We start from the raw sequence: 11,411 nt of genomic DNA, 5'->3' as shown, positions 1-11,411 counted from the left end.
AAGCGCGGAGATGACGCGATGTAAATCGCCGATGCCGCGCGCCCGTCGGCAGCATGAACGATGGGTTCTAGTGCAGCTGCCAGACCTCGAACGAGCGGTCGTAACCGCGCACCGACACCTCGCCGTGGAAGACCGCATCCTCGGCCTCGTCACCAGCGGCCTGCCGCACCTCCGCCGAGATCAGCAACTGCGAGCCGAACTCCTTGTTCAGGGCCTCGAGGCGCGAGGCGAAGTTCACGGTGTCGCCAATCACGGTATATTCCTTGCGCCGCGGCGAACCGATGCTGCCGGCGACGACCTCGCCGAGATGAAGGCCGATCCCGATCCGCAGCGGCCAGGACGATTTGGCATTGACGCGCTCCATCGCGGCGCGACCATCTCGCGCGCCGCCGCGACTGCCTGCACCGCGGCCTCGCGCGACTCGAAGGGCGCACCGAACAGCGCGAGAAAACCGTCGCCGAGAAACTTGTTCACGATCCCGCCGTGGCGCTCGAGGATCTCGACCAGCACGGCGAAGGCGCCGTCGAGCCGGTCGACGACTTCCTGCGGCGCCTTCGATCGCGCTGCCGAGGTGAAGCCGCGGAAGTCGACGAACATCACCGCCACCTCGCGGATGTCGCGCGCCTCCGTGGTGCCTTCCTTCATCAGCCGCTCGACCACCTGTGGCGAGACGTGCTGGCCGAACAGGTCGGTGATCCGGTCGCGCGCCGAGGCCGCTTGGATGCTGGCCGCGAATTGGCGCCGCAACTGGACGCCCACCGCACCGGCCAGCAGGCCGCACAGCAAAATGATGAAGCTGCGCTCGCCGTGATAGTAGATCTCGGGATGCTGGCTCATATCGATGGAGGGACGGCCCATCAACGCGACCGTCAGCAATTCCGCCGCGGCCACCAGCCCGGTGAAGCTCGACAGCCAGAAATCGAGACGCAGGGTCGAGAGGATGATGAAGATGAAATAGACCAACGGCGCGCCGAAGCCGAGCGCCTTGTCCGCGCCGATCCCCTCGATCTGCATGATGAGCACGAGCGTCGGGATCGAGGTTTCGACCAGAGCGCTGATGTAGCGCCAGACCACCGGAACGTCGCGGTCGAGGCGCATATGGGCCTTGATCCGGAACAGGATCAAAAGCTCGAAGGCGATGAACGCCACGATGATGATGTGGACATCGAGAATGCGCGTTCGGTTCGGCCAGATCCATTCCGAGATGCGCGGCACGAATATGTCGACCGCCATGGTGATCACGAAAAACAGCGTCGCCGTCGCGATCAGCGCCTTCACCCGCAACAGCTCGGTACTCAACGTCTGGCGCATCAGCGCCTGGTTGAACTCTTCCGGCGCGGTCGCCGCCCCACCGCTCCCCTTTCCTATGTGCGCGATCTGCATCTTGCCTCAGCCGGTCCCCTGCCCGGCGGTCATTTTGCCTCAATCGAGCGTGCGGCGGAAGCGCATCACGGCTACGGTCATGGCGAACAGCATCAGGCCGAACAGGACGATGGTGTCGTGCTGCAGGTTTGCCAGGGTCGAGCCCTTCAGCATGATGGCGCGGACGATGCGCAGATAGTGCGTCAGCGGCAGGCATTCGCCGACCACCTGCGCCCATTGCGGCATGCCGAGAAATGGAAACATGAAGCCCGACAGGAGAATGCTCGGCAGGAAGAACATCATCGACAGCTGCATCGCCTGCAACTGGTTCTGCGCCAGCGTGGAGAAGGTGTAGCCGATCGAGAGGTTGGTCGCGATGAACAACGTCGACAGCAGCGCCAGCAGCAGCAGGCTGCCCATCACAGGCACGCCGAACAGCAGCACGCCGATGCCGATGATGATCGTGGCCTGCAGGAAGCCGACCATGACGTAGGGGATGATCTTGCCCAGCATGACCTCGACCGGCGTGATCGGCATCGACAGCAGGCTCTCCATCGTGCCGCGCTCGATCTCGCGCGTCACCGACAGCGCGGTGAAGATCAGCATCGTCATGGTGAGGATGGTGCCGACGAGGCCCGGCACGATGTTCAGCCGCGAGGACGCCGCCGGATTGTAGCGGGCATGCGCCCGGATCTCGAACGGCGTCGTGACCGGATCACCGGTGTAGAGATCGTGCGCCAGCGCGGTCTGTACGATCGTGCCGAGCGAGGACAGCGCCGACGAGGCCGCCACCGGGTCGGTGGCGTCCGCGGCGACCAGCAGCGCCGGACGATCGCCGCGGCGAACGGCGCGCTCGAAGCCGCGCGGGATTTCGACGCCGAACAGCACCTTGCCCGAGAGCAGGAGATCGTCGAACTCGGCGACGCTCGTGACCTCTTGGGTGAAGCGGAAATAGGCGGTGTTCTCCATCGCCTTCAGGATCGAGCGGCCGAGATCGCTGTCCTCCTGCAGCAGCACCGCCGCCGGCAGATGATGCGGCGTCGTGTTGATGGCATAGCCGAACAGCATCAGCTGCATCACCGGCAGCATCACGATCATCGCGAACGAGACACGGTCGCGGCGCAACTGGATGAACTCCTTGACCAGCATCGCGTAGGTACGGCGCCAGAAGCCAAAGCGCTGCGGCGGCGTGGACTGGAGTGCGGTCTCGCTCATTGGAAATTGTCCCGCGAGCGGTTCATGAGGTCGATGAAGACGTCCTCGAGCGATGGCGCGGTGTGCTGCCAGTGCAGGCCGGGCTTGTCGCGCCACGGCGCGATCGTCTCCTCAAGGGCTTTGGCGTCGCGGCCGGAGACGTGCAGGCTGGTGCCGAACGGCGCCACCATGTCGACACCGGGCTTGCCGGCAAGCTCGGCAGCGAGCGCGCGCAGATCATCGCCGCTGACGGTGTACGTCGTCAGCGCCGATTGCGCGATCACGTCGGAGACGGTGCCGTGCGCCAGCAGATGACCATAGGCGATGTACGCAATTTCGTGACAGCGCTCGGCCTCGTCCATGTAGTGAGTCGAGACCAGCACGGTCAGCCCCTCGCCCGCCAGCACATGGATCTCGTTCCAGAAGTCGCGCCGCGCCTTGGGATCGACGCCCGCGGTGGGCTCGTCGAGCAGCAGCAGTTGCGGGTTGGGCAAGGTGCAGGCGCCGAGCGCCAGCCGCTGTTTCCAGCCGCCGGACAATTCGCCGGCGAGCTGGCGCTCGCGGCCGGAGAGACCGAGGCGCTGCACCATGTCGCGCGCGGACCGGCGCGGATCGGGCATCCCGTAGAGCCGCGCGACGAACTCCAGGTTCTCGCGCACCGAGAGGTCCTGGTACAGGCTGAAGCGCTGCGTCATGTAGCCGACGCGGCGCTTGATCTTGTTAGCGTCGCGGCGGATGTCGAAGCCGAGGCAGGTGCCCTCGCCGCTGTCGGGGGTCAGCAGGCCACAGAGCATGCGGATGGTCGTGGTCTTGCCAGAGCCGTTCGGCCCGAGAAAGCCATATATCGACCCGCGCTTCACCTGCATCGACAGATCATGCACGACCTCGCGTCCATCGAAGGACTTGCTCAGCCGCTTCACGTCGATCGCGATCTCGGCTGGTCCGCCCGCGCTCATCGCTTGTCCGCCACGGGCGTCTTCGGGTTCGGATAGATGCTGACGGGCTGGCCGACGCGCAGCGCATCCGGCCGCGACGGCCGCGCCTGGATCAGATAGACGAGCTTGTTGCGCTCATCCAAGCTGTAGATGACCGGCGGCGTGTACTCCGCCGTCGTCGCCAGGAAATACACCCGCGCCGTGAGATCGGCCGCGCAATTGTCGCAGGTGACCTTCACCTCGTCGCCAACGGCGAACTTTGGCAGATCCGTCTCCGACACGTAGAAGCGCAGCTTCATGTTGCCGGGCGGCAGGATCGAGAGCACCGGCCGTTGAGCCGCCACCATCTCGCCCTCGCGGAAGTAGATCTGCTGGATCGTGCCAGCAACGGGCGCCACGCCCTTGCGCCGCGCCAGCCGCGTCTGCGAGGTCACGACATGCGCCTCGGCCACGCGCAGCGCAGAGACAGCGGAGTCGAGCGTCGCCTGAGTCCCTGCCCCGGTCTTGCTCAGCGCGGCGGCGCGATCGTAGCTCTGCTGCGCGTTGGCGAGCGTCGCCTTGGTCTGGTTGAGATCGGCCTGTTGCAGGTCGTCATCGACCGAATAGATGGGATCGCCGACCTTGACCTCGTCGCCTTCGCGCACGTTGAGCTTGGTGACGCGCCCCGCCTCGTCCGGGCTGACAAAGATCATGTCGGCCTCGACCCAGCCCTGATAGCCGGAATCGCGCGTGTCCCTGCAGCCGTCGAAGCTGAAGGCCGTGACCAGCACGGCAAGGCAGTGCAGCAGGCTCATGTCGGCCTCCTCGGCCCGAAGATCAGATCGAGATGCGTCTGCAACATCGCTTCCGCATCGAGCGGCGCATGCGTTTCGAACAGGCTCTTCCAAATCACCGCGACCATCATCGGGGCGATCATCAGTTGCGGGTGCTGCACGAGCTTGGGCTCGCGGATCTCGCCGCGCGTGATCGCGAGCTGGATCAGCGCACGCATCGCGGCGAGGCCGCGCGACACGACCTCGCGGTAGTAGAAGTCGGCAATCGCCGGGAACCGCGGTCCCTCAGCAATGATGAGGCGGACGAGATCGGCCCGCTTTGTGCCGGCGATCTCCTGCAGGAACATCCGGGCCAAGGCCTCGACCATGTCGCGCACCGAGCTGCCCACTGGCAACGGCGCGGCCAAACGGCCGACGAAGGGCACGATCGCGGTCCGGATCAATTCCTCGAACATCGATTCCTTGTCCTTGAAGTGCAGATAGATCGTGCCCTTGGCGACGCCCGCGCGCTTGGCGATGTCGTCAAGGCGCGTGGCGGCAAAGCCGCGCGCGATGAACTCGTCCATCGCCGCCTGCACGATCGCCGCGCGGCGTTCTGCCGCGCGATCGGCGCGGGAGACACCCGTGCCTGGCGAACGCGAAAGGCGCCTTTTCGAAATGACCGTCTTGGACATGGATCAATTATGACTGACTAGTCAGTCATGTCAAGAGACACGTAGCAGGGGGGCTGGTGACCAGCTAAAGGCCCCCTGATAGGGCCGGTCAGCTACGCCGCCGCCGCGGAGGCCCGTCTCTGAGCGCGCCTAGCCCACGGTCTCGCCAGGGACGCGCGCCCGAGGGTTCAACCAAACGTGGCCAGCGCTCGCGGCCGCGCCGCGCGCGCCAACTCGTTGATACTGCCGTAGGAAGGTGGGTGCGCGACCGCCACCCACCCTGCTCACTCCAAACTAAGTGAAGTCCAGCACCACGCGGCCGTCGATCTTGCCGGCCTTCATGCGGTCGAAGATGGTGTTGATCTCCGACAGCGGCGCGGTGGTCACCTCGGCCTTCACCTTGCCTTCGGCGGCAAAGGCGATGGCTTCGTCGAGGTCGCGGCGGGTGCCGACGATCGAGCCGCGGACGGTGATGCGCTTGAGCACGACGTCGAAGATCGGGGTCGGGAATTCGCCGGGCGGCAGGCCGACCAAGCTGACGGTGCCCTTGCGCCGGACCATCTTCAGCGCCTGCGCGAAGGCGGGTGTCGACACGGCCGTGACCAGCACACCGTGCGCCCCTCCGCCGGTGATCGCGATGACGCGCTCCACGGCGTCCTTGTCGAGCGCGTTGACGGCGTGCTCGGCGCCGGCTTCCAGCGCCAGCTTCAGCTTGTCGTCCGCGATATCAAGGCCGATCGCCTTCAGGCCCATCGCCTTGGCGTATTGGATGGCAACGTGGCCGAGGCCGCCGACGCCGGAGATGACCACCCACTCGCCAGGACGCGTGTCGGTTTCCTTCAGGCCCTTGTAGGTGGTGACACCAGCGCACAGGATCGGCGCCACCTTGGCGAAGTCGACATTGGCCGGCAGGCGCGCGGCGAAGGCGGCGGAGGCGATGACGTATTCGGCGAAGCCGCCGTTCACGCTGTAGCCGGTGTTGTGCTGGTGCTCGCAGAGCGTTTCCCAGCCCGTCTCGCAATATTCGCAGCGCAGACAGGCATCGTGAAGCCACGCCACGCCGACGGCATCTCCCACTTTGAAGTCTGTCACGCCTGCCCCGAGCGCTACGACGACGCCCGCGGCTTCATGCCCCGGGATGAAGGGTGGCGTCGGCTTCACAGGCCAATCGCCGGAGGCGGCGTGAAGGTCGGTGTGGCACACGCCGCACGCCTTCAGCTTCACCAGCAGTTCGCCCGGACCGGGCACCGGCACGGGCACGTCCTCGATGACGAGCGGCTTGCCAAAGGCTTTGACGACGGCGGCTTTCATGGTCTGCATCGGTCTGCTCCTCATGTTGAGGCGCAAACTAACGACCGCGAACTTGTCCGGTCTTGATCGGCATCAAAGGACCCTGCTGCTTTGATGCGCAATATGTAACAGTTTCATGACGACGCAAAGTTCGCGCGCATCGCCATCACGCGTGAAACTTCAGTCCGTCCACGATCTTGTCGACCACCTTGCGCTCGGCACGAAACGCGAGTCCCACCAGATTGAGATCGGCGCGTACGACCGCCTTCACGGCGGCACGGTTGGCCTCATCATGCGTCGTCTTGAACATGTCCTCGGTGTAGAGCGCCGGCTTGACGTTGCGGGTCAGCGCACGATCCAGCGCACGCGCCAAGGCTGCGTTGTCGGGTGCACCGTAGATCAGGATCGGCTGGCCGATCAGCGCGTGATAGCTGGTCGCGGAGCCGTCCTCATAGGGCGCACCGATGCACTCGGGGAACGCGGCCGCGATGCCGCTGGCCAGGAACGCCGCGACGTTGAGCTTCTGCCAGGCTTCGAGATCGTTGCGGATGATGAGCGCGATCTTGGTGTCGAATTGCATGTCACGTCCAATTCCAAAAATGCGGACGCCCAGAATAGCAAGGCCAGTCCGGGCGTGAAGCCGTGAATTGAAAGTGTGCGCGTGGGAACTCAGCCCCCTGAGTTCATCAGCCCTCATCAGCCCTTGGCGTCGCACACCCAGGCGCGGATCACGCATTCCTTGCCGCCATATTTGTAGCATTCGCGCGTCGCATCGTTGAGCGAGGCCGAGATCTTCGGGCGCACGGCGTAGCCATGCGGCCCGCACGGATTGGTGAGGTCGACGGCGAACGCGGCACAGGCCTTCTTCATCGTCACCGCGGTGCATTCGCCCTTGCACTGCTTGAGTGCCGCGGCCTTGGCCAGATGCTCCGCCGGATAGTCGAAGGCCTGGCCATAGGCGGCGCATTGGCCGATGGCGAAGGCGCCGGCGGCATGCGCCGGGCTGATGGCGCCCGTGGTCACGATGCGCGCGGCGCCGACGATCACGGTCAGTCCAAATGCAAACAGCGCGAGACGTCGCGCAGCGGTCGAAACGATCACTCTCTCCTCCCCCGAGGCCCAGTATCGGCAAATCTAGCCGGGGGTCGTTGAGACTTGGTGAATGAGAGGTTGAGATGAGATCGCGTCGGGTGGGCAAACCGAGGCCGCAAGGCGGCGCGTGCCCACCATGGATTGAGCGCATCGCGGCGAGGCGGTGGGCACGGCGCCAATGCGATCTCGAGCGGCGAGAGAGCACGGGCGCGCCTTTGCCCACCCTACTTTCTACGCGACTTACCCCCGCCGCGCGGCTTCCAGGGCCTGCGGCGTATCGATGTCGAGGAAAGCGCTGTCGCCGTCGACGGGCACCTCGGCGACCGCCTCGGTGTGCTTGGCGATCAGGTGCCGCGCGCCGACGTCGCCGTCGAGCGTCATCAGCTCGGCAAAGAAGCGGCGCGACCACAGCACGGGATTGCCGCGGCGGCCTTCGGAGACAGGCACGACGATCAAATTGCCGCGATCGGGCGCGAAGGCGCCGATCAGGCGGTCGAGCAGATCGGACGACACCATCGGCATGTCGCCGAGACAGACCACGGCGCCATCGACGTTCTCCGGCACTGCAGCAATGCCTGCCTTCACCGAGCTGGCGAGGCCGCCGGCGAAATCGGGATTGCGGACGAAGCGGACCTCGAGGTCCGACAGCGCCTGCTCGACCAGCTCGGCCTGATGGCCGGTGACGACGATGACCTCGCTCGCCCTGGCGGCCAATGCCTGTTCGGTGACGATTCGGACCAGCTTCTTGCCGGCGAGTTCGGCCAGCAGCTTGTTCGGCCCGCCCATGCGGGTCGAGCGTCCAGCCGCGAGCACGATCGCGGCGACCTTGCGCTCGCCCTCGGTCTCCTCCGGCTTGGCGCGCGGCTGCGGCCGCGTCACGATCTCCATCAACAGGCCCCCGACTCCCATGGCCGTCAGCTCGGCGCGCGTGACCTTGATGCCGGCGAGCAGCCGCATCAGCACCCAGTCGAAACCGTTCTCGGCCGGCGAGCGCGCGCAGCCGGGCGCGCCGAGCACCGGCACGCCGCCGGCGCTGCCGATCAGCAGCAGATTGCCCGGATCGACCGGCATGCCGAAATGGGTGATGGCACCGCCGATGCCGGTGATCGCGGCCGGGATGACGTCGCGGCGGTCGGCAATCGCCGAGGCGCCGAACACGATCACGAGTTCGGCGCCGAGGCCGAGCAGTTCCTTGATCGCGGCGGCCAGCGCGGCCTGCTCATGCGGCACGCGGCGCTCGGCGATGATAGAAGCACCGGCCGGCGCCAGGCGCTCGGCGGTGACCCGGAGCGTCTTGTCGATGACCTTGGCTGCCAGCCCCGGAAGAATCGTCGAGACGACGCCGACGCGCTTGATGACATAGGGCGCGACGCTGAGAGCGCCCTTGCCCGCCGCTGCGACGGCGGCATCGCGCAGCCGTCCCTCGACGCCGAACGGGATCAGCTTGACGGTGCCCACCATCTCGCCTTCGACCACCGGCTTGAACGCCGGGAGGGTCGCGAAGGTGATGGCTTCATCGACCTCGTTGATGCGGTCGACGGCGGCGCGGTCGATGATGAGCACGCCGGGCTGCGCTGCGAACAGATTGGCGCGGCCCGTGAAGGCGCGGTCGACATGGATGCCGTTGCCCGCCACGACCTTGGCGACATTAGCGGCCGCCTCGTCCTCGGAGACATCGCCCGCCTCGAGCCGGACGACGACGATCTCCTTGACGCCTTCCCTGATCAGCGCGTCGACCTCGGCGGGACCGATCAAGGTGCCCTTCTTCAGCACCAAGGACCCCTTGCGCAGGGTGTGCACAGTCACCCCGCCGATGGCCTCATGCGGACTGGCGGGACCGAACTTCATGCCGCCTGCTCTTTCTCCTTGGCCGGCAACCGAAGCGTGGCGGTGATCTCGGCCATGATCGAGACCGCGATCTCTGACGGCGACACCGCGCCGATGGCCAGCCCAATCGGCGCGTGGATGCGGGCGATGTCGGCATCGCTGGCGCCCTGCGCACGCAGCCGGTCGTGACGCTTCGCGTGCGTCTTCCGCGAGCCGAGCGCGCCGATATAGAAGCAGTCGCGCGAGAAGGCGTGCAGCAGCGCCGGATCGTCGATCTTCGGATCATGCGTCAGCGCGACGAAGGCCGTGTAGGGATCGACGTTGAGCGGGGGCAGTGCCACGTCGGGCCATTCGGCGATCAGCGGCACATCCGGGAAACGCTCCGGGCTCGCGAAAGCCGTGCGCGGATCGACGACGGTGACGTCATAGCCGAGCGACTTGGCGATCGGCGCGAGCGCCTGGCTGATATGGACGGCGCCGACGATCACGAGCTTGGCCGTCGGCGCGTAGACGTTGAGGAACAGCCGCTTGCCGTCAACCTCGACCATGCCGCTCTTGCCCATGCGCAAATGCTTGGCGAGATCGTCGCTGAGGGGATCGCGGGCGATTGCAGCGGCTTTGACCAGGCGCTGCTCGCCCGAGGCGACGTCGGTGACGAGAATAGCCGGGCGGCGCGCGGCGCGCTCGGCGTTGAGCTCGGCCAGTGTCGACAGTTGCATGGATCAGCCCACCTTCTCGACGAACACGCGGATGGTGCCGCCGCAGGACAGACCGACATTCCAGGCGGTCTCGTCGGCGACGCCGAACTCCAGCATCTTGGGCTGGCCGCTGGAGATCACGTCGAGCGCCTCGGTGACGACGGCGCCCTCGACGCAGCCGCCCGACACCGACCCTAAGAACGTGCCCTCGTCGTTGATCACGAGGTTGGAGCCGACCGGGCGCGGCGCCGAGCCCCAGGTCTCGACCACCGTGGCGAGCGCCACGCCGTGGCCGCCCTTGTGCCAGTCCTCGGCGGCCTTGAGGATGTCTTCGTCGCGGTTGAGCATGGCGATCTCCTTCTCGGGATGATCAGGCGGCGGGACGGATCGCGCTGCGCTGATGCGGCGGCAGCGGCGCGGACAGCGCCGAGATCAGGGTCTCGATCGAGGTCAAGTTATGTACCGGGCGGAATTCGTCAACGTGGGGCAGCATGGTTTTGATGCCCTGCGCCTTGGCCTCGAAGCCGGAATAGCGCAATAGCGGGTTGAGCCAGATCAGTCGCCTGCAGGAGCGGTGCAGCCGGTCCATCTCGAAGGCGAGCTTGCTGTCGGCCTCGCGCTCCAGCCCGTCGGAGATCAGGAGCACGATCGCGCCCTGCCCGAGCACCCGCCGCGCCCATTGCTTGTTGAAGGTCTCGAGCGAGGTGGCGATCCTTGTGCCGCCGGCCCAATCCTCGACATTGGCCGAGCAGCTCGCCAGCGCCTCGTCGGGATCACGCTGCCGCAGCGCACGGGTGACGTTGGTCAGGCGGGTGCCGAACAGAAACACCGAGACGCGCTTGCGGGCGTCGGTGATGGCGTGGAGGAAGTGCAGGAACAGGCGGGTGTACTCGCTCATCGAGCCGGAGATGTCGAGCAGCGCCACGATCGGCGCCGGTTTCTCGATTCGCCCGAGGCGATGGAAGTTGATGATCTCGCCCTCGGTGCGCAACGCCTGGCGCAAAGTCTTGCGCATGTCGATGCGGTGGCCGCGCGGATCGGCAGTGTGGCGGCGGGTCTTCAGCTCCGCCTGCGGCAGCCGCATCTTGGCGATGGCGCGCGCGACCTCGGCGATCTCGGCCGCGCTCATCTGGGCAAAATCCTTCTTCTGCAGCACCTCGCGGTCGGACACCGACAGCCGCAGGTCCTGCTCCTGCGCCTTCGGCTCCTCATGCATCTGCGGCTGCGACATCGCCTCCTGCACCCGGCGCGAGGCCGGCGGCGGCTTCTTCTTGGCGTGGTCCGGCAGCGGCACCGAATCCAGCATCGACTTCCATTCCTCGGCGGGACGGAAGAACAGGTCGAAGGCCTGGGCGAAGATCAGCGCATGCTCGTGACGCTTGACGAAGATCGATTCCAGCGTGGTGAAGACGTCGGGGCGCTTGCTGATGTCGATGGCTTCGAGGGCCGTCATGGCGTCGATGACGGCGCCGGGGCCGACGGGCAGGCCCGCGGCGCGCAGCGCGCGCGCGAAGCCTGCGATGTTGTCGGCGATGCCGCCGGTTGGCGGCGCGAGGTGATTGATGCTGGTGGGCATGGCTTGATCCC

Annotated in this window: 11 protein-coding genes and 1 pseudogene; all 12 read right to left on the bottom strand. The window is 66.4% G+C overall.

Annotated elements, in window-relative coordinates; all coding sequences use genetic code 11:
• Nucleotides 1-67 precede the first annotated feature (67 nt).
• The 12 genes and pseudogenes from ACVILH_RS19720 to ACVILH_RS19665 all read right to left on the bottom strand — a co-directional run bounded on the left by ACVILH_RS19720 (nt 68) and on the right by ACVILH_RS19665 (nt 11,400).
• Nucleotides 68-1,383, bottom strand: a pseudogene (locus ACVILH_RS19720) (adenylate/guanylate cyclase domain-containing protein).
• A gap of 39 nt (nt 1,384-1,422) precedes the next feature.
• Entirely contained in the window at nt 1,423-2,577 is a 1,155-nt protein-coding gene (locus ACVILH_RS19715) for an ABC transporter permease (protein WP_456714379.1), read from the bottom strand.
• On the bottom strand, nt 2,574-3,512 hold the full coding sequence (locus ACVILH_RS19710; RefSeq protein WP_456714378.1) for an ABC transporter ATP-binding protein: 939 nt from the start codon (nt 3,510-3,512) through the stop codon (nt 2,574-2,576). The genes ACVILH_RS19715 and ACVILH_RS19710 overlap by 4 nt, the downstream gene beginning before the upstream one ends.
• Nucleotides 3,509-4,285 carry an HlyD family secretion protein gene (locus tag ACVILH_RS19705; protein ID WP_456714377.1) on the bottom strand — a complete coding sequence of 259 codons (777 nt, stop codon included), beginning with the start codon at nt 4,283-4,285 and terminating at the stop codon, nt 3,509-3,511. The genes ACVILH_RS19710 and ACVILH_RS19705 overlap by 4 nt, the downstream gene beginning before the upstream one ends.
• A complete protein-coding gene (locus ACVILH_RS19700; RefSeq protein WP_456714376.1) occupies nt 4,282-4,938 on the bottom strand; it encodes a TetR/AcrR family transcriptional regulator in 657 nt (218 codons plus the stop codon). The genes ACVILH_RS19705 and ACVILH_RS19700 overlap by 4 nt, the downstream gene beginning before the upstream one ends.
• 273 nt (nt 4,939-5,211) lie before the next feature.
• A complete protein-coding gene (gene adhP, locus ACVILH_RS19695) occupies nt 5,212-6,237 on the bottom strand; it encodes an alcohol dehydrogenase AdhP (protein ID WP_456714375.1) in 1,026 nt (341 codons plus the stop codon).
• A 136-nt stretch (nt 6,238-6,373) separates the two neighbouring features.
• A complete protein-coding gene (locus ACVILH_RS19690) occupies nt 6,374-6,787 on the bottom strand; it encodes a DUF2000 family protein (RefSeq protein WP_456714374.1) in 414 nt (137 codons plus the stop codon).
• A gap of 116 nt (nt 6,788-6,903) precedes the next feature.
• A complete protein-coding gene (locus tag ACVILH_RS19685) occupies nt 6,904-7,308 on the bottom strand; it encodes a DUF4189 domain-containing protein (RefSeq protein ID WP_456714373.1) in 405 nt (134 codons plus the stop codon).
• Nucleotides 7,309-7,539: 231 nt separating this feature from the next.
• Nucleotides 7,540-9,147 carry an NTP transferase domain-containing protein gene (locus ACVILH_RS19680; RefSeq protein WP_456714372.1) on the bottom strand — a complete coding sequence of 536 codons (1,608 nt, stop codon included), beginning with the start codon at nt 9,145-9,147 and terminating at the stop codon, nt 7,540-7,542.
• The gene (locus ACVILH_RS19675; protein WP_456714371.1) at nt 9,144-9,845 is read right to left on the bottom strand and encodes an XdhC family protein; all 702 of its coding nucleotides are present in this window, start codon (nt 9,843-9,845) and stop codon (nt 9,144-9,146) included. Before ACVILH_RS19675 ends, ACVILH_RS19680 begins: the two co-directional genes overlap by 4 nt.
• Before the next feature lie 3 nt (nt 9,846-9,848).
• Nucleotides 9,849-10,172 (bottom strand): XdhC family protein, encoded by a 324-nt coding sequence (locus ACVILH_RS19670; RefSeq protein ID WP_006612353.1) that lies wholly within the window; start codon nt 10,170-10,172, stop codon nt 9,849-9,851.
• Between the two features lie 22 nt (nt 10,173-10,194).
• On the bottom strand, nt 10,195-11,400 hold the full coding sequence (locus ACVILH_RS19665) for a vWA domain-containing protein (RefSeq protein WP_456714370.1): 1,206 nt from the start codon (nt 11,398-11,400) through the stop codon (nt 10,195-10,197).
• Between the last annotated feature and the right edge of the window lie 11 nt (nt 11,401-11,411).

This window comes from Bradyrhizobium sp. USDA 4353 (genome assembly GCF_054063215.1).
The sequence above is the reverse complement of the archived record's forward strand: the minus strand, read 5'-3'. Positions and strand labels throughout refer to the sequence as shown.